This window comes from Arthrobacter woluwensis (assembly GCF_900105345.1).
In the GTDB taxonomy this organism is placed as follows: domain Bacteria; phylum Actinomycetota; class Actinomycetes; order Actinomycetales; family Micrococcaceae; genus Arthrobacter_E; species Arthrobacter_E woluwensis.
On the sequence record NZ_FNSN01000004.1, the window covers coordinates 132,145 to 150,655 of the forward strand.

Below are 18,511 nucleotides of genomic sequence, written 5' to 3' on the forward strand. Positions count from 1 at the left end.
GGCCACGGCTCTCTGAACGACGACGGCGGTGGGCCGGGCGCGCTGCCCGGCCCACCGCCGTCGTCGTGCTGCGGGAGCCGTGCCCGCCGCCGCCCTACTCGAACGTGAGCTTCGGGGGCGCCTGCCGGAATCCCTTCGTGCGGACGGCCAGGAAGATCACGCCCACCACCATCCAGCACACGCCCACCGTGAAGGACGTCGGCGCGAGGGAGGTCCAGAGCCAGATGGTCAGGGCGAATCCGATGAGCGGCAGGACCAGGTGGATCAGCAGATCCCTCGGGGTGCGGCCCTTGCGGTCCCAGATGAAGTACTTCACCACGGACAGGTTGACCATCGAGAAGGCGAACAGCGCGCCGAAACTGATCATGGTCGCGGCGATCTCCAGCGAGAGGACCAGGGAGAGCAGCGACACCACGGACACCGAGACGGCCGCGAGCACGGGCGTCCCGAAGCGCGGGTGCAGCTTGCCGAAGGCGCGGGGCAGGAGCCCGTCGCGGCCCATGGCGTAGATGATGCGGCTGACGCTCACCTGGCTGGTCATGGCCGAGCCGATGCAGCCCGCCACGAACACCGCGATGAAGATCGCGCTCAGCACGGGGCCGCCGACCTTCTCGATCAGCTCGATGCCCGCGGTGTCCAGGGAGCCGAAGGCGTGCCAGTCGGGGAAGACGAGGCCGCCGGCCCAGGCGACGGCGATGAAGATGACCCCGCCCAGCACCGTGGTGATGACGATGGCGCGCGGGATGTTCCGCTGCGCGTCCCGGGCGTCCTCGGAGAGGGTGGAGACGGCGTCGAACCCGAGGAAGGACAGGGCCAGCACGGCCGCGCCGGCGAAGATCGGGCCCACCCCGCCGGAACCGGTCTCGAACGGGGCGAGCACCGAGGGCGCGGGATTGCCGGAGAGGTACGAGACGGCCAGGGCGATGAACACCACGATGATCGCCACGGCCATCGCCACGATCACGCCGCTGAACTTGCCCACGAACTTCACGCCCAGCGCGATGAACGCCAGCACGACCACCACGCTCACCAGCGAGAACACCCAGCCCGGCACGGCGGGGAACGCCGAGTTCAGGTAGAGACCCACGAGCAGGAAATTGATCATCGGCAGGAACAGATAGTCCAGCATGAGCGTCCAGCCGGTCACGAAGCCGAGATGGCCGCCGAACGTCTGGGTCGTGTAGGAGTAGGCGCTGCCCGCGGCCGGGATGACCCCGGAGATGCGGGCGTAGCTGAGGGCGGTGAAGAACATGGTCGCGAGGGCGACCACGTAGGCGGCGGCCAGGTGGCCGTCGGTGATCTGGGTGACGGTTCCGAAGGTCGTGAACACGGTCACGGGGGCCATGTAGCTCAGGCCGAACATGACCAGCGCGGCCAGGCCGAGGACGCGGCGGAGCTGACGGGGACGGTCGCCGGGAACCAGGCCGGCCTGTGCCGGGGGTTCGAGTGGGGTGGATGCCATGGGGAGGTCTTTCTGTCGGGGAGGCACGCGGGGTCTGCTCGGCGTGCGGCTCAGTGCGCGGCGGGGAGCAGCGCGGTGTGGGTGCGGCGTCCGGCCAGCCAGGTGCCTTTCACCTGGATGTCCTGGATCTCTTCCTGGGCCACGTCCCGGGGGTCGTGGGAGAGCAGCACCAGGTCGGCGCTCAGGCCGGGGCGCAGCGAGCCCCAGCGGTCTTCGGCGAACGCCTGATGGGCGACGCCCGAGGTGTACGCGGCGAGGGCGGCGTCGACGTCGACGCGTTCGGTGGGCAGCCAGCCGCCCGCGGGCAGGTGGTCGGGGGTCTGGCGGGTGACCGCCGTCGCGAGTCCGGGCACCGGTTCGTGGCAGGTGACGGGCCAGTCGCTGCCGAAGGACACCGCGACGCCCCGCTCCACGAGGCTGCCGATGGGGTACTGGCGTTCGGAGCGCGGGCTGCCGAGACGCGGGATGGTGAGGAGGTTCATGACGTCGTCCTCACGGGCCCAGAGCGGCTCGAAGTTGGCCACGACGCCCAGTTCCGCGAAGCGCGGGACGTCCTCGGGGTCGATGACCTGCAGATGAGCCAGCACGGGACGGCGGTCGCGGGGGCCGTTGCGCCGCGCCGTCTCCTCGATGCCGTCCAGCGCCATGCGGATGGCGCCGTCACCGATCGCGTGGATGTGGGCCTGGAAGCCGAGACGGTCGACGGCGGCGAGCGCGTCGTTCAGTTCGTCCTGGCTCCAGTTGGGGAGGCCCGTGTCCTCCGGGGAGTCCGCGTAGGGGCTCAGCATGCAGGCGGTGTGGCTTTCGATGATCCCGTCGGCGAAGAACTTGATGGTCTGCGCGGTCAGCAGATCGGATCCGACCGCTTGGACGGCCTCGCGTGCCGCGACGAAGGTGTCCAGGTTCTCCCGCCACCGGCCGGGCTCGGCCAGGAACGCGAGATTGAGGCGGGTGTTGAGCCGGCCCTGCCGCGCGGTCTCGAGGTAGACGTCCAGGTGTTCGAGGGCGGCCCAGGCGTCCTGCACCCAGGTGATCCCGGAGGCGGCGAGCGTCCACGTGGCGCTTTCCAGGGCGGAAACACGCCGGCTCAGCGAGTATCCCGGAGCGACCCGCTCCACGAGTTCCAGCGCGCCGTACTCCTGCAGGGTTCCGAGAGGGCTGCCGTCCTCGCGCCGGACGATCCGGCCACGGTCCGGGTCCGGGGTTCCGGCGTCGATCCCGGCCGCACGCAGCGCCGCCGAGTTGACCCACAGCGTGTGGTAGTCCCAGGCCTTGAGCACCACGGGCCGGTCCGGCACCGCTTCGTCGAGCCAGGCGGCGTCGAAGAGTCCGGCCGGGGCGAGCGTGGCGTCGTAGCTCGCGCCGATGATCCATTCCTGGTCCGGATTCTCCTCCGCGTATGCGGCGACGGCGGCCACGATCTCGTCGACGGACCCGCACGAACGGATCTGGGGGCCGAGGTCCTCCATCCCGCCGAAGAGCGGATGCGCGTGGCCGTCCGCGAAGGCGGGACCCAGGAAGGCGCCGTCCAGGTCCACGACGTGGTCCGCCTCGCCGAGCAGCGCTTCGGCGTCCGGGCCGACGGCCGCGATGACGCCGTCGCGGACCGCGAGGGCGGTGGCGTCGCCCTGTGCTGCGCCATCGCCCTGTCCGGGGCTGCGGGGATCGGCCGCGACCACGCCGCCGTGGAAGACTGTCAGGACCATTCGAACTCCAAATATTTAATGGGATTAAATAATTGTGGATCACAGTAGTCTGTGATGTACGCAACACGCAAGAGGGGACAGTCATGATGTCAACCGCGCCACGACGGGCGGGACGGCCGAAGAGAAGCGTGCTGGACCGGGACCTGATCGTCCGGACCGCCTTTGACGTGCTCCGACGCACCGGCCCCGAGGACTTCACCATGGCCGCGCTGGCCGGCGAACTCGGCGTGAAGACCCCTGCGCTGTATCACCATGTGGGCAACAAGACCGAGGTCCTGAGCTCCATGCGCGAACTCATCACGTCCGGGATCGACCACTCCGGCTTCGGAACCCTCCCCTGGCTCGATGCCACACGGCGCTGGGCCCGCTCCTACCGCACCGCCTTCGCCGCCCACCCGCACGCGATCGCCCTCCTGGCCACGACGCCCGTCACCGGCGCCAACCCCACGCTGAGCATGTACGAGGCCGTCACCCAGGGCTTCCTCGACGAAGGCTGGCCCGAGGAACTCGTGGTCAGCGCCATCGTGTCCCTGGAGAGCTTCATCCTCGGCTCGGCCCTCGACGCCGTGGCGCCCGCCGACATCTTCGACACCGGCGACTTCGCCGAACAGGTGCCCGTCTTCACGCAGGCCCTGGCCGTCCGGGAGCGCTTCCTCGGCCGGGAGGACGACGCCTCCTACGCGACCGCCGTGGCCGACCAGGCGTTCGATCTCGGTCTGGACGCCTTCCTCGCCGGCCTCTCGGCCTCGCTCGAACGGCTCCGCAACAGGCCCGGGGACGCGACCACCGCCCGGTAGAATGGCCCGGATGGCACTCGCCATCCACCCCGATCTCCGCGTCCCGGGCCGTGCCCGGTGAAGCGAATCCTGCCCGCAGAAGGAGGAGCCGTGCCCTCATCGCATCGTCTCCTCCGGCGTGCCGAGCGGGGCGTGGCGCCGGCCGCCGCGGCACGGACCCGACGCCCCGCGCCGTTCCACCTGCTGCGGACCGGACTCCTGAGCACCGGGATCCTGACCCTCGCGGCAGGCGCCCACACGCTGGCCGGCGGCGCGCTCCCCGCGCCGGCGATCCTCGCCGCCCTGCTCGCGCTGACCCTTCTGGCCTCGGTCCTGGCGACCAAGATCCGCCTCGGACTCCCGGCCATGACCGCCGTGCTCGGCGCCGGCCAGGTGCTGCTCCACGAAGCGTTCACGGCACTGGCCGACACGGGCACGCCCCAGACCGCCCTGCCTGCGGTCCACCAGCACGACGACGGCGCCGCCCTGGCCGGCGCGCTGCAGCACCTCTCCCCGACTCTCGGACACTCCGCGGGGCACGGCTCCCTGACGCACGACCCGGGGATGCTCCTGGCCCATGTCGTGGCCACCCTGCTGACGGCACTCCTGCTGGCCCGGGGAGAGGCCGCCCTCTGGGCCCTGGCCGCGTGGCTGCGCCCTCTCTTCCGGGCCACGAAGACCCCGGTCCTCCCGGTCGCCGGGCGGGCACTCCGGGCTCCGTTCGCACCCGAGCCGCCGCGGCTTCCGTGGCGGACCCTCCGCCGTGACAGGCTCCGCGGGCCGCCGCGCGTCGTCGTCCTCTGACGACCGCCAGCATGCCCTTACCGGTATATACGCCGGAGAACACATTTTTTGGCGCGCCCTCGCGCGCGCCGCGAAAGGCCACCATGTCACGCATCCTGAAGTCCACCCTGTCCGCAGCCGGCGCCGCCGCTCTCCTCGTGGGAAGCGCCGCGGCCGCGAGCGCCCACGTCGGCGTCACGCCGGACAAGACCGGAGCCGGCTCCTACGCCCTCCTGACCTTCGGCATCCCCCACGGCTGCGACGCCCAGCCCACCACGAAGGTCACGATCAGCCTTCCGAAGGAACTCGACGACGCCACTCCCACGGTGAACCCGAACTGGACCATCCAGAAGGTCACCGAGAAGCTCCCCGAGCCCAAGAAGCTCGAGACCGGCAACTCGATCACCACCCGCACCAAGGCGATCGTCTACACGGCCAAGACCCCGCTCGATCCGCACCAGCGCGACGCCCTGGTCCTGTCCGTGAAGGTGCCCAGCACCCCGGACACCACGCTCTACTTCCCCACCCTGCAGGAGTGCAGCACGGGCTCGACCGACTGGAGCCAGATCCCGGCCGCCGGCCAGGACGAGGAGTCCCTCAAGTCCCCCGCCCCGTCCTTCAAGGTCACGGCCGCTTCCGCGGGCGGTGAGCATGGCGGCCACGGCGCCGCGACCCCCGAGGCAGCCGCGCCGGCCTCCTCCACGAGCGACGACGGCGCCTCCGCCGCCCGCTCCTGGGTGGGCCTGGGTGCCGGCGTCGCGGGCCTCGTGCTGGGTGGGGTGGCGCTCGTCCGCACCCGCCGCGCCGCCGCGAAGTAGACGCCGCCGGAAGGGTTTCTGAGGCCTCGCCGGCCCGGGAGCCGGTCCACCGCATCAGCCGGTGGGTCCGCCCCGGGCCGGTCGTGGCCTTTTTGTTCCCCAGCTCAGGCGTCACAGGACTAGGGTGGGTTCCATGAGCACTCCGAGGAAGTTCCTGACGTCACGAACCCTCCCTCTCGGGGCCGCAGCGACGGTCCTCGTACTGGGGATGGCCGCCTGCAGCACTCCGGGAAGCGGCAGCAGCCCCTCCCCGTCCAGCGACTCGCCGTCGCCCACCGTGACGACGCCTGAACCGAGCGCCACCACGCCGTCGAGCTCCCCGTCGGCCACGGCCACTCCGCCGCCCACGACCACCACCCCGCCCGTCGCGGCGCCCAAGCCCTGCACGGCCGATTCGCTCGCCGCGTCCCTGAACACGGCAGGCGGTGGTGCGGCGGGCAGCGTCTACGGCACTCTGACGCTGAAGAACACGGGCGGCGTCACGTGCACCGTGACCGGATTCCCCAAGGTCGAGCTGGTGCCGGGCACGGCCGCTCCCGCCATCGGCGCGCCCGCCGAGCAGGACGCGTCCGTGCCGGCGACCACCGTCACCCTCGCCCCCGGCCAGGCCGCGGGCGCTCAGCTGCGGTACAGCCAGGCCGGTCTGCACCCTGACTGCGTGCACGTGGCGGCGCACCAGTACCGCGTTTACGCTCCGGGTTCGAGCGATCCGCTGTTCATCCCGGTCACGGTGGACGGCTGCTCCAATGCGGCGGTGAAGCTCCTCACCGTCCAGGCGCTCAAGGCCGCCTGAACCTCACCGAGGATTCCCGCGGCCTCGCCTCCCCGGGCCGCCGCCCAGCGGCCCGGGGAGACGGCGTGCAATTCCTGTCAGTCCCCTACGGCAAGATGGTCCCATGTCAGACGAAGCCCTGAAGGACGCCGCCGGGAAGACTCCCGCGGAGGTCCTGTCGCGCTTCGGGAAGGCCACGCGCCAGTGGTTCCTGGGGGCGTTCGCCGCGCCGACCCGGGTGCAAGAGGAGGCGTGGCACGCCATTTCCCAGGGTCACCATGCCCTGGTGGTCGCGCCCACCGGTTCCGGCAAGACCCTCGCGGCGTTCCTGTGGGCCCTGGACCGGCTGATCCACGGCCCGCTCGCCGGGGACGGGGACACGGCTGTCCCCGTGCCTCCGCCGGAGGACACCTTGGACATCCCGGATCTGCCGGCGCCGGCGGCCACCACGAAGGCGGCGGGGAAAGCCAAGCCCCGCACCAAAGTCCTCTACATCTCCCCGCTCAAGGCGCTCGGCGTGGATGTGGAACGCAACCTCCGCGCCCCGCTCATCGGCATCACTCAGACCGCCAAGGGGCTGGGCCTGCCCGCGCCGAACGTGAGTGTGGGCGTCCGCTCCGGTGACACCCCCGCGAACGAACGCCGCAAGCTGCTGAGCCATCCGCCGGACATCCTCATCACCACGCCCGAATCCCTCTTCCTCATGCTCACCTCCAGCGCGCGGGAGACGCTCACGGGCGTGGACACGGTCATCCTGGACGAGGTCCACGCGGTGGCCGGCACCAAGCGCGGGGCCCATCTGGCGGTGTCGCTCGAACGGCTCGACGCCCTGCTGGACCGGCCCGCCCAGCGGATCGGCCTGTCCGCCACCGTGGAGCCCCGGGACCTCGTGGCGCGCTTCCTCGGTGGGGAGTCCCCCGTCTCCGTCGTGGCCCCTCCGGCGTCGAAAACGTGGGAACTGACGGTAAGCGTGCCGGTGGAGGACATGTCGGACCTCCCGACGGCGGCCTCCGCCCACGACCTCGGGCCGGCGTCGGGGCTCCAGCCGCAGGCTTCGATCTGGCCTCATGTCGAGGAGAAGATCGTGGACCACGTGCTGGCCCGCCGGTCCACGATCGTCTTCGCGAACTCCCGGCGCCTCGCCGAACGGCTCACCGCACGGCTCAATGAGATCTATGCGGAGCGCCAGGTCGAAAGCGCCTGGGTGGACGGCGCCGACGAGGACGGGCTCGACGGCGGGCTGGCTGACGACGGCCTGCGCGACGCCGACCTCCCCCGCCCGGCGACGGAAGCCGTGGCGGCCGCCGTCGAACGTCTGCGGGACGGCGAGAAACCACGAAACGGCGCCCCGGCGTCGACCGCGACCCCGGCCCACATGATGGCCCAGGCCGGACAGACCACCGGGGCCGAACCGATCCTGGCCCGCGCGCACCACGGCTCCGTGTCGAAGGAACAGCGGGCGCAGATCGAGGACGATCTGAAGTCCGGACGTCTGCGCTGCGTCGTGGCCACGTCCAGCCTGGAACTCGGCATCGACATGGGCGCCGTGGACCTGGTGATCCAGGTCGAGTCGCCGCCGTCGGTCGCGAGCGCCCTCCAGCGCGTCGGCCGCGCGGGGCACCAGGTGGGCGAGGTCAGCCAGGGCGTCCTGTTCCCCAAGCACCGCGCCGATCTGGTGCACACGGCCGTGACCGTGGAACGCATGACGGCCGGAAAGATCGAGCGGCTCAGCATCCCCCAGAATCCCCTGGACATCCTGGCCCAGCAGACAGTCGCGGCTACGGCGCTGGGGCCGATCGACGTCGAACAGTGGTTCTCCGTCGTCCGCCGCTCCGCGCCCTTCTCGGCGCTGCCCCGCGGGGCCTTCAACGCGACCCTGGATCTGCTCGCCGGGCGGTACCCGAGCGATGAGTTCTCCGAGCTCAGGCCACGCATCATCTGGGACCGGAACGCCGGGACCATCGAGGGCCGGCCCGGCGCCCAGCGTCTGGCCGTGGTGTCCGGCGGGACCATCCCGGACCGCGGCCTGTTCGGCGTCTATCTGGTGGGCGAAGAGGATTCGAAGTCCAGCAAGCGCGTCGGCGAGCTGGACGAAGAGATGGTCTACGAGTCCCGCGTGGGGGACGTCTTCGCGCTCGGCGCCACGAGCTGGCGGATCGAGGACATCACCTTTGACCGGGTCCTCGTCACGCCGGCCTTCGGTCAGCCGGGCAAGCTGCCGTTCTGGAAGGGCGACTCCCTGGGCCGTCCCCTCGAACTGGGACAGGCGCTCGGCGCGTTCATCCGGGAGGTGTCCGGCGCGGACGAATCGGCCGCCGTCGCGCGCTGCGAAGGCATCGGCCTCGACTCTTACGCCGCAGGCAATCTCGTGGCTTATCTGACCGAGCAGCAGCAGTCCACCACGGTGGTGCCGAACGACCGGGCCCTGCTCGTGGAACGCTTCCATGACGAACTGGGCGATTGGCGCGTGGTCCTGCACAGCCCGTTCGGCATGCCCGTGCACGCGCCGTGGGCCCTCGCCGTGGGCCGCCGACTGCAGGAGCGGTACGGGCTGGACGGCTCGGTCATGGCCGCCGACGACGGCATCGTGCTGCGCGTGCCCCTCATGGAGGACGAGCCGCCGGGGGCGGAGCTGTTCCTCTTCGAACCCGAGGAACTCGAACGGATCGTCACGGAGGAGGTGGGCGGCAGCGCCCTCTTCGCCTCTCGGTTCCGCGAGTGCGCCGCGCGTGCGCTCCTGCTCCCGCGGCAGACGCCCGGCAAACGGCAGCCCCTCTGGCAGCAGCGCCAGCGTGCCGCGCAATTGCTGGACGTCGCCAAGAAGTACCCGCAGTTCCCCATCGTCCTCGAAACCGTGCGGGAGTGCCTCCAGGACGTCTACGACCTGCCGGCCCTCCAGGATGTGGCCGGGCGCATCGAACGCCGCGAGATCCAGATCTCCGAGACCACCACGTCCCAGCCGTCCCCGTTCGCCCGCAGCCTGCTCTTCGGCTACGTGGCCCAGTTCCTCTACGAGGGCGACTCCCCACTCGCGGAGCGCCGGGCCGCGGCCCTGTCCCTGGACTCCGGTCTGCTGAATGAGCTTCTGGGGCGCGTCGAACTGCGCGAACTGCTCGACCCGGCCGTGGTCGAACAGACCGGGCTGGAACTGCAGCGGCTCCTGCCGGACCGCCGCCTGAGGGGCGTCGAGGGGACGGCCGATCTGCTCCGGCTTCTCGGTCCGCTCACCGTGCCGGAGATCGCGGAACGTCTGCAGGATCCGCAGGACGCCGAGGAGCATGCCCGCCAATTGGTCGCCACGGGCCGTGCGCTCCGATTCAGCCTCCGGGGGCGGGAACATCTGGCCGCTGTGGAGGACTCGGCACGGCTGCGTGACGGGCTCGGTGTGCCGCTCCCGATGGGCGTCCCCCTCGCCTTCCTCGAACCGGTGGCCGATCCGCTCGGCGACCTGGTGGGCCGCTACGCCCGCACGCACGGACCCTTCACGACGGCGGAGCTCGCCACACACCTCGGCCTCGGCACCGCCGTGGTGCTCTCCGTCCTGAAACGGCTGGCGACCGACGGCCGCGTGGTGGAGGGCGAATTCCGGCCGCATCCCGAGCTGGTGTCCGGGCCCGAGGCGGCGCCCGCGGACGACGCAGTGCCCCCGGGCGACGCCGCGGGTGTCAGTCACAGCGAGGCGTTTCCGGACCCGAGCCTTCCCGGCGGCGCGTCCACCGGCGAGACGGCCCGCCTGGTCGGTGGGCAGGAGTGGTGTGACGCCGAGGTGCTCCGGAGGCTCCGCCGTCGTTCGCTCGCCGCCTTGCGCGCCGAAGTGGAACCAGTGGACGCCCAGGCGTTCGGCCGCTTCCTCCCGTCCTGGCAGAATGTCGGCACGTCCCGCAGCCCTGCGCCTCTCCGAGGACTCGACGGCGTCCTGACCGTGGTGGACCAGCTCGCCGGAGTCCCCATCCCGGCCTCCGCCTGGGAGACCCTGGTGCTCCCTGCCCGCATCCGCGACTACGCCCCCACCCTCCTGGACGAACTCATGGCGAGCGGGGAAGTGCTCTGGACCGGCACCGCGTCGCTGCCCGGCAACGACGGCTGGATCAGCCTCCACCTGGCGGAATCCGCAGCACTGACCGTGAATCCTGCGCCCGAATTCGAGCCGACGGCGGCCCAGGAACGCATCCTGGAACACCTGGCCGGCGGCGGCGCGTACTTCTTCCGCCCGCTCAAGGAGAGCGCGGGAGGCCTCGACTCCGTGCTGACGGATGAGGAGATGATCGCTGAGCTCTGGGGTCTGGTCTGGGCCGGTCGCGTCACCGGGGACACATTCGCCCCGGTCCGCGCGCTCCTGGCCGGAGGCGGAACCGCGCACAAGCAGGCACCGAGGCCGTCCCGCGCGCGTCCGCTCCGCCGCTCGCGACTCGGCGGCACCAGTGGATTCCCCGGCGCAGGACTGGACGGTCCCGGGATGGCGACGGTCCCGCCGCTCGGCGCGGGACGCTGGTCCGCGGTCATGCCGCAGCCGCTCGACCCCACGGTCCGCGCCCACGCGCTGGCCGAGCTGCTCCTGGACCGTTACGGCGTCCTGACCCGCGGTTCCGTCGTCTCCGAGCAGGTGCCGGGCGGGTTCGCCCTTCTCTACCGCATCCTCAGCAAACTCGAGGAAAGCGGCCGGACCCGCAGGGGGTATTTCATCGAGAAGCTCGGGGCCGCCCAGTTCTCGGTCCCCGCCACGGTGGACCGGCTGCGGTCGTTCTCCGAGGACGGCACCATCCTGGCTGCGGAGGACCGTCCCCACACCGCGGTGACGCTCGCCGCCACGGACCCGGCCAATCCCTACGGCGCGGCCCTGCCCTGGCCGACGGTCGACGGCGCGGCCAGCGGGCACCGCCCCGGACGGAAGGCCGGCGCCCTCGTGGTCCTCGTGGACGGGCGTCTGATCCTGTACGTCGAGCGGGGCGGGAAGACCCTCCTCGGCTTCACGGAGGATGAAACCCTGCTGACCGAGGCCGCGTCCTCACTGGTCACGACCGTCCGGCGCGGCGCGGTGGACCGGCTCGCGATGGAGAAGGTCAACGGCCGGGACCTCCTGGACACCCCGCTGGCCGCCGCCTTCCTCGCCGCCGGAGCCTATTCGACCCCCCGGGGAGTGAGGATCCGTGCCTGAGGGGGATTCCGTCTGGCGCGCAGCGTCCCTGCTGGATGCCTTCCTGCGCGGCACGACCCTGCTCGCGAGCGATTTCCGCGTGCCCCGCTTCGCCACGCTGGACCTGAGCGGGTGGCGCACCGACGAGGTCGTGGCGCGCGGCAAGCACCTCCTGCACCGGCTCTCCCCGCCGGAGGGGGTCGGCCGGGAGGGGTTGACGATCCACTCGCACCTCAAGATGGAGGGCGCGTGGCAGTGCTACGGGCCGGACGAGCGCTGGCGGAGACCCGGCCACACGGCCCGGGTGGTCCTGCGCACCGAGCGGGGCTCCGCCGTCGGGTTCTCCCTCGGCATCCTCGAAGTGCTGAAGACGTCCGCCGAGTCCAGCGTCGTGGGCCATCTCGGGCCCGATTTGCTGGGACCGGACTGGGACCCCGCGACGGCGGAGGCGAACCTGCGGGCCGACCCCGCCCGGCCGCTCGGCCTGGCGCTGCTGGATCAGCGGGTGATGGCGGGCGTGGGGAACATCTACCGGAACGAGCTCTGTTTCCTGGCCGGTCTCCACCCGGCGGCACCTGTGCAGGCTCTCCTGGACCGCGCGGAGCGCCCGGCCGGCGCGCTGGACCTGAGCGGCGTCGTGGCGGAGGCCCATCGCCTGCTGGACATGAACCGCGACACCCCGGCCCGGCAGACCACCTCGCTGCCGCAGGGGATCCGTCCCGCGGGCGGAGGATCCTGGCCCCGGTACCACGTGTACGGGCGGACCCGACAGCCCTGCCTGCGGTGCCGAACGCCCATCCGGGAAGGATCGCTCGGCGAGCCCGGCACCTGGACCGGGGGCCCATCCGCCGGCCGAACGGGCGGCCCCTCCCGGGGGCCCGCGCGCGTGACGCAGGACCGTGTCATCTACTTCTGCCCGCGGTGCCAGCCGCTCCCTGCCGATCCCACACCCCGGAGGACCCCATGACCAGCCTGGAAGACCGCCTCGAGACCATCTTCTCGGCTCGCGACCGGGAGAACATGCAGCCCACCATCGACGCGTTCCTCGAGGTCCTCGCCGAACATCCGGATCATCCCGAGGTGCTCTATCACGTGGGCGGGGCCTACGACACCGACGGCCAGGAGTCGGTCGCCGAGGGGTACTATCAGCGAGCCATGGAGGCAGGGCTCGACGGCGAGAGCCTCCGCAAGTGCTACCTCCAGTACGGCAGCACCCTGCGGAATCTCGGTGAACTGGAGCGGTCCGCCGAGCTGTTCCGTGCGGGGCGGGAACGTTTCCCGTCCTCGCTCTCGCTGGGTGTCTTCGAGCTGCTGACCCTGCATGCCCAGGGCCGTCATCATGCGACTCTGTCGTCGGCCCTGACGCTCTTCGCGGACCACGTCGACTCCCCGGAACTCGCCCGGTACGAGGCGGCGCTCCGCGGGAACGCCGAGTATCTGGCCGGCCTCGACCGCCAGACCAGCTGAGCTCCCGGCGCGGGCGCGGCAGCGGGGTGCGCTGTCCACACGGCCGTCCCCCGGGATGTCCACCTGGGCGGTCACGTGGCGACAGGTGACCGCGGATCTCGCTAGGCTCGGAACAGCATTGAACGACCCACAGCTCAACCCACAGCACCGGAGGTGTTTCATGGCCGCAGCCGTCCACGAAGTCAAGGCAGTCGTCGTCCGGGAGAAGGGTGCTCCCGCGAGCATCGAGACCATCCTGGTGCCGGACCCGGGTCCCGGGGAGGCGCTCGTCGACGTCCTGAGCTGCGGCGTCTGCCATACGGATCTGCACTACAAGCTCGGCGGCATCGGGGACGACTATCCGTACCTCCTGGGTCATGAGTCGACGGCCGTCGTGAGCGCCGTCGGGCCGGACGTCACCGATCTGAAGCCGGGCGACCGCGTCATCCTCAACTGGCGCGCCGTCTGCGGCACGTGCCGCGCGTGTGCCAAGGGGCAGCCGCAGTACTGCTTCGCCACGCACAACGCCACCCAGAAGATGACGCTCCAGGACGGCACCCCGCTGTCGCCGGCCCTCGGGATCGGCTCGTTCGCGGAGAAGACCCTGGTCGCCGCGGGTCAGTGCACCAAGATCGACGATGATGTGGACCCGGCGGCCGTCGGCCTCCTCGGCTGCGGCATCATGGCCGGCATCGGCGCCGCCATGAACACCGGCGAGGTCAAGCGCGGGGAATCGGTGGCCGTGATCGGCTGCGGGGGCGTGGGCATCGCCGCCATCGCGGGCGCCAAGCTGGCCGGCGCGACGACGATCATCGCCGTCGACCTGGATCCCGCCAAGGTGGAGCTCGCGAAGACGCTGGGCGCCACGCACGGCATCGTCTCCGGTGACACGGACCCCGTCGAGGGCATTCGTGAGCTGACCGGGGGCTTCGGCGCCGACGTCGTGATCGACGCGGTCGGCCGTCCGGAGACCTACAAGCAGGCCTTCTACGCCCGGGACCTGGCCGGGCGTGTGGTGCTGGTCGGCGTCCCCACACCGGAGATGACCCTCGACCTGCCGCTGCTCGATGTGTTCGGCCGCGGGGGCTCGCTCAAGTCGTCCTGGTACGGCGACTGCCTGCCCAGCCGCGACTTCCCCATGCTCGTGGATCAGTACCGGTTGGGCCGCCTGCCGCTCGATGCCTTCGTGACCGAGCGCATCGGCCTGGGTGACGTCGAAGCCGCTTTCGACAAGATGCACCGCGGCGAAGTGCTGCGTTCGGTGGTGGAGCTGTGACGGCCCGCATCGACCACCTGGTCACGTCCGGAACCTTCTCCCTGGACGGCGGCACCTGGGACGTGGACAACAACGTCTGGATCGTGGGTGACGACGCCGAGGTGCTGGTCATCGATCCCGCGCACGACGCCGCGGCGATCGCCGACGCCGTCGCGGGCCGGAAGGTCCAGGCGGTCCTGCTCACCCACGGCCACGACGACCACATCCGGCACGCCCGCGAGTTCGCCGACCGGGTGAACGCGCCGGTGCTCCTGAACCCGGCGGATCAGATGCTCTGGGAAGCCGTGTACCCGGGAACCACCCCGGACGCGGAGATCGCGGACGGGCAGCGCTTCGAGGTCGGCGGCACCGAGCTCATCGCCCTGCACACCCCGGGGCACTCGCCCGGGTCCGTGAGCTTCCACGCACCCGGCCTCGGCACCGTCTTCACCGGGGACACCCTGTTCTCCGGTGGCCCCGGCGCCACGGGACGGTCCTACAGCGACTTCCCGACCATCATCGATTCGATCCGGGACCGGCTCCTGTCGCTTCCGGCCGAGACGGTGGTCCACACCGGCCACGGTGATTCGACCAGCATCGGTGCCGAGGCTCCGCATCTGCAGGAATGGATCGACCGGGGCCACTGACCCCGCACCCATCGACTGCTCCGTAAGGTGCCGTTCCAGGTCCGAAGGGGACTTCTACGGAGCAGTCGAGGGGAAGCGCTCGACGGCGGACGCCTCCACAGTCTCCCTGGGCTCCACGTCCGATTCAGCCACTCCGGCAGCCGCGGCCTCCGCCGGCCGCGTCGTCTGCACGGGCGCCGCAGCCTCCACCGACGGTGCCGCCTCCACCGGAACCGCCACCGCCTCGGCCACTGCTCCGTCGTTGGTCTTGACGGTCGCACGGCGCACGCCCGGGATGGCGAAGACCGGCATGAGCCACTGCACCAGCGGACCGATACCGAAGGCGTACGCGACCGTTCCCACACCGAGCACGCCGCCCAGAGCCCAGCCGATGGCCACCACGGTCACCTCGATGAGAGTGCGGCACCGCCACAGCGGCCATCCGGTGCGTCGGGCCAGGCCCGTCATGAGCCCGTCCCGCGCCCCGGGCCCGAAATTCGCACTGATGTAGCACGCCGTGGCCACAGCGTTCAGCACGAGTGCCCCGAGCAGGAACAGGATCTGCCAGACCAGCCCGTCCGGCTGCGGGATGACCGGCATCGACAGGTCCACGAACAGCCCCACCAGGACGGCGTTGGCGAGAGTCCCCCAGCCCGGCTTCTGCCGCAGAGGGATCCAGAGCAGCAGGATCAGGAAACTCAGCACGATGATCACCACACCCGTGCTGATGCCCGTCAGATGTGAGACTCCCCGGTGCAGGACGTCCCAGGGTGCCGTGCCCAGTCCGGCGCGGACGAAAAGAGCGATGGAGAAGCCGTACAAGGCCAGTCCGGCAATGAGCTGAGAAATCCTTCGGAACATCATGGTTCCACTCTCCCAGGAAGTGGCTATGAAAAACATAGCCACTTTGGAATACTGGCTTCATGCATCAGGCCACTTCAGGAACCGTCTTCGTCAGACTTCTCGGCGAGTGGCGCCGAGGCTCGGCGCCGGCGTACCGCGAGCTGGCCGACGTCGTGCGGCTCCTCATCCTCGACGGCAGACTCCCGCTCGACTCGGCGCTGCCCAGCGAACGGACGCTCGCGCTCGCCCTGGGCGTCAGTCGCACCACCGTCACGGCCGCCTACAACGCACTGCGCGAGGAAGGCTACCTCTCCGCAGGACAAGGCACGCGTGCCCGCACCTCCATCCCCAGCCGGGCCGGCGAGGAGGACCCTTGGGCGGCGCGCGCGGACTACGCGCCCGGACTCCGTGCCCCGCACGGCGTGGTCGACTTCGCGTACGCCTGCCTCCCGGCCAACGGAGCGGCCGTCCATCAGGCCTACACGGCGGCTCTCAGCGAGCTTCCCGCCCTGCTGCCCGGCTTCGGCTACGACTCGTACGGCCTCCCCGAGCTCCGCGAGGCGATCGCCGCGAAGTTCACCGCCGAGGGGCTGCCCACCACCGTGGACCAGGTCATGGTCACCGGAGGGGCGCAGCAGGCCATGGCTCTCGCCCTTGCGGCGTTCGTGACCCCGGGCAGCCGGGTGCTCGTGGAACACCCCAGTTACCCGCACGCGCTGGACGCGATCGGCGCCCGGCAGTGCAAGGCCGTCCCGCTCGCGTTCCCTCTCACGGACGGCTGGGACGTCGATGGCTTCGAGGCGGCCCTGGCGCGGCACCGGCCCGCCGCCGCGTACCTCATCCCGGATTTCCAGAACCCCACCGGGCGCCTCATGCCCGCCGAGCAGCGACGCCGCGTCGCCCGGGCCGCAGCGGCGTCCGGCACCATGCTGATCGCCGACGAGACCCTGCGTGACATCGACTTCGACGGCACCGCTCCTCCGCACCTGGGGTCCTACGCACCCGGCGTGGTCACGATCGGCTCCCTCAGCAAGACCCATTGGGGCGGGCTGCGCATCGGCTGGGCCCGGTCCTCGGCGGAGAACATCCAGCGCATGGCACGGGCGCGGACACCGCTGGATCTGGGAGGACCGGTCGCCGAGCAGCTGGCCGGCCGGCACATCCTCCAGCATGACCTGCCGGGACTCGGCCCCCGGCTGAATGAGCTGCGGGCCCAGCGCGACACGCTGCTCGCGCTCCTGGAGGAACACCTGCCCGAATGGCGGACCGAGGTCCCCGACGGCGGCTTGTCCGTGTGGTGCCGACTCCCGCGGCAGGGCGCCCACGGTGAGGCCGTGAGCAGCGCGGCGCTCACCCTCCTGGCGGCCCAGCGCGGAGTGCGCCTCGCGGCGGGGCCGAGGTTCGGCGTCGGCGGGGCGTTCGAGCACTTCCTCCGGCTCCCGTTCACGCTTCCCGCCGACGATCTCGAACGGGGCGTCCTGGCCCTCAAGGACGCGCAGGCTCAGCTGCTCCGCACTCCCGGTCTGCGTCGGCGGCTGCCGGAGCCACCCGCCGTCGCGATCGCCTGACCCGCTCGCCAACCCCACCTCCGATCGACTGCTCCACACGATGCCGTTTCCCGCCGATTCCGGCCCGGAATGACATCCTAGGGAGCAGTCGATCCGGGAGTGGGGGCGCCGTGCCGCATCCGCTCGCGGGCGGTGCCGGTCCCCCGCCCCACCGGAACGTGCTGCGCGGCGGCGGCGAGACCGAAGCGGGGCATGTCGCTGTAGACGGTCTCGAAATCACCCGTGCGGACCCGATATGTCTCATGCCAGACCCCGACATCGCCGCTTCCCGCCAGCTCCTTCATGAAGCGGCGCCACGGTTCAAGGTGGGGCGCCTCCCGATCCGCTGCGAAGCGATTGAGATGCTCCGGACTCTCCCAGTAGCTGAGGATGATCGTGGTCCGTCCGAACCACGTGTGAAAACCGAGCATGCCCGCCTCCGGCGTGCGCGACAGGTGCGCGAGCATCTTCGGCATCGCGGACGTGACCTGCGCGATGCGGCCCAGCTTCCACCAGCGATTCGCCCGCATCCCGATGAGGAACACCGTCACCTCATCGCGCGCGCCGCCGTCCTGCCCCGTCGGATCGCCCTGCCCAGCCGGATCCTTCAGCGCCGGATCCTTCAGTGCAGGATCTTTCAGCGCCGGATCCTTCAGGGCCGCCGTGTACCGACCCGGGAAAACTGTGGAACTCATGACGCCTCCGTTTGGTAACGTTGTTACAAAACAAGGTTATGAAACAATGTCAGGCATGGCAAGACCTGTGACTCATGACGATCAGCTCCGGCACACCCTCCTGAACACCACGGCCGCCTTGGTCGCCGAACGCGGCCCGGCCGGAGTCACGCTCCGCGATCTCGCCGCGGCCGCGGGCACCTCGACCACCGCGATCTACTCGCTCTTCGGCGGCAAGGCGCAGCTCTTGAAGGCGGTCGTGAACCACGGCTTCGCCTCCTTCGGCGCCGCGCAGGAGGCAGCCGCCGACGGCGGTCTCCGCGCCCTGGGCATCGCCTACCGCCAGTGGGCGCAGGACCACCCCGCCCTCTACCGGCTCATGTTCGGCGGCCTCCTGAATCTCAAGGAAGGCCGGCAGGACCCACCCGAGCCGGAATCCGAGATCACTCTGCAGCCCTTGCTGTCCGCCATCAGGGCAGGTCAGGAGCGGGGAACCCTCCGCGACGGCTCACCGCAGGAGATCGCCGCCGTCATCTGGGCCCAGGTCCACGGGATGGTGAGCCTCGAGATGGCCGGCCTGGGCTCACCGACCGCTGACCGGGGCACCCAGTACCTGGCCGCACTCGACGCGATCGAACGCGCCTGGGCAATCTGACGCCCCACAATCCG

Annotated in this window: 15 protein-coding genes; 11 read left to right on the plus strand and 4 right to left on the minus strand. The window is 71.0% G+C overall.

Annotated elements, in window-relative coordinates; genetic code table 11:
• Window positions 1-94 precede the first annotated feature (94 nt).
• Both BLV63_RS16225 and BLV63_RS16230 read right to left on the minus strand, forming a co-directional pair.
• Entirely contained in the window at window positions 95-1,462 is a 1,368-nt protein-coding gene (locus tag BLV63_RS16225; RefSeq protein ID WP_066214860.1) for an APC family permease, read from the minus strand.
• A gap of 50 nt (window positions 1,463-1,512) precedes the next feature.
• Window positions 1,513-3,168, minus strand: a complete 1,656-nt coding sequence (locus BLV63_RS16230; RefSeq protein WP_066214859.1) for an amidohydrolase — start codon at window positions 3,166-3,168, stop codon at window positions 1,513-1,515.
• An 83-nt stretch (window positions 3,169-3,251) separates the two neighbouring features.
• Here BLV63_RS16230 and BLV63_RS16235 point away from each other — a divergent pair, with 83 nt between their 5' ends.
• From BLV63_RS16235 to BLV63_RS16275, 9 genes are all read left to right on the plus strand, one after another.
• Entirely contained in the window at window positions 3,252-3,965 is a 714-nt protein-coding gene (locus BLV63_RS16235) for a TetR/AcrR family transcriptional regulator C-terminal domain-containing protein (RefSeq protein WP_174521274.1), read from the plus strand.
• Between the two features lie 90 nt (window positions 3,966-4,055).
• Complete coding sequence (locus BLV63_RS16240; RefSeq protein ID WP_254780614.1) at window positions 4,056-4,748, plus strand: hypothetical protein; 693 nt, start codon at window positions 4,056-4,058, stop codon at window positions 4,746-4,748.
• Window positions 4,749-4,831: 83 nt separating this feature from the next.
• A complete protein-coding gene (locus tag BLV63_RS16245; RefSeq protein ID WP_066214857.1) occupies window positions 4,832-5,545 on the plus strand; it encodes a YcnI family copper-binding membrane protein in 714 nt (237 codons plus the stop codon).
• 133 nt (window positions 5,546-5,678) lie between these two features.
• Window positions 5,679-6,338, plus strand: coding sequence for a DUF4232 domain-containing protein (locus tag BLV63_RS16250; protein ID WP_074784675.1), 660 nt, complete (start codon window positions 5,679-5,681; stop codon window positions 6,336-6,338).
• Between the two features lie 103 nt (window positions 6,339-6,441).
• On the plus strand, window positions 6,442-11,472 hold the full coding sequence (locus tag BLV63_RS16255; protein ID WP_066214853.1) for a DNA glycosylase AlkZ-like family protein: 5,031 nt from the start codon (window positions 6,442-6,444) through the stop codon (window positions 11,470-11,472).
• Complete coding sequence (locus BLV63_RS16260; protein ID WP_066214851.1) at window positions 11,465-12,418, plus strand: DNA-formamidopyrimidine glycosylase family protein; 954 nt, start codon at window positions 11,465-11,467, stop codon at window positions 12,416-12,418. The genes BLV63_RS16255 and BLV63_RS16260 overlap by 8 nt, the downstream gene beginning before the upstream one ends.
• The gene (locus BLV63_RS16265; protein WP_066214849.1) at window positions 12,415-12,918 is read left to right on the plus strand and encodes a tetratricopeptide repeat protein; all 504 of its coding nucleotides are present in this window, start codon (window positions 12,415-12,417) and stop codon (window positions 12,916-12,918) included. The genes BLV63_RS16260 and BLV63_RS16265 overlap by 4 nt, the downstream gene beginning before the upstream one ends.
• Window positions 12,919-13,078: 160 nt before the next feature.
• Entirely contained in the window at window positions 13,079-14,173 is a 1,095-nt protein-coding gene (locus tag BLV63_RS16270) for an S-(hydroxymethyl)mycothiol dehydrogenase (protein WP_066214847.1), read from the plus strand.
• Window positions 14,170-14,799, plus strand: coding sequence for an MBL fold metallo-hydrolase (locus BLV63_RS16275; protein WP_066214845.1), 630 nt, complete (start codon window positions 14,170-14,172; stop codon window positions 14,797-14,799). The genes BLV63_RS16270 and BLV63_RS16275 overlap by 4 nt, the downstream gene beginning before the upstream one ends.
• Window positions 14,800-14,853: 54 nt before the next feature.
• Here BLV63_RS16275 and yczE read toward each other — a convergent pair whose 3' ends face one another.
• Window positions 14,854-15,642 carry a membrane protein YczE gene (gene yczE / locus BLV63_RS16280; RefSeq protein WP_306306605.1) on the minus strand — a complete coding sequence of 263 codons (789 nt, stop codon included), beginning with the start codon at window positions 15,640-15,642 and terminating at the stop codon, window positions 14,854-14,856.
• A 59-nt stretch (window positions 15,643-15,701) separates the two neighbouring features.
• On the opposite strand from yczE, the gene yczR reads away from it, so the two are divergent.
• A complete protein-coding gene (gene yczR, locus BLV63_RS16285; RefSeq protein WP_066214843.1) occupies window positions 15,702-17,189 on the plus strand; it encodes a MocR-like transcription factor YczR in 1,488 nt (495 codons plus the stop codon).
• 77 nt (window positions 17,190-17,266) lie between these two features.
• On the opposite strand, the gene BLV63_RS16290 is transcribed toward yczR, so the two are convergent.
• Window positions 17,267-17,863: a DUF4188 domain-containing protein gene (locus BLV63_RS16290; protein ID WP_082724183.1), complete on the minus strand. Its 597-nt coding sequence runs from the start codon at window positions 17,861-17,863 to the stop codon at window positions 17,267-17,269.
• Window positions 17,864-17,918: 55 nt separating this feature from the next.
• Here BLV63_RS16290 and BLV63_RS16295 point away from each other — a divergent pair, with 55 nt between their 5' ends.
• The gene (locus BLV63_RS16295) at window positions 17,919-18,497 is read left to right on the plus strand and encodes a TetR/AcrR family transcriptional regulator (protein ID WP_254780615.1); all 579 of its coding nucleotides are present in this window, start codon (window positions 17,919-17,921) and stop codon (window positions 18,495-18,497) included.
• The last annotated feature ends 14 nt before the right edge of the window (window positions 18,498-18,511 follow it).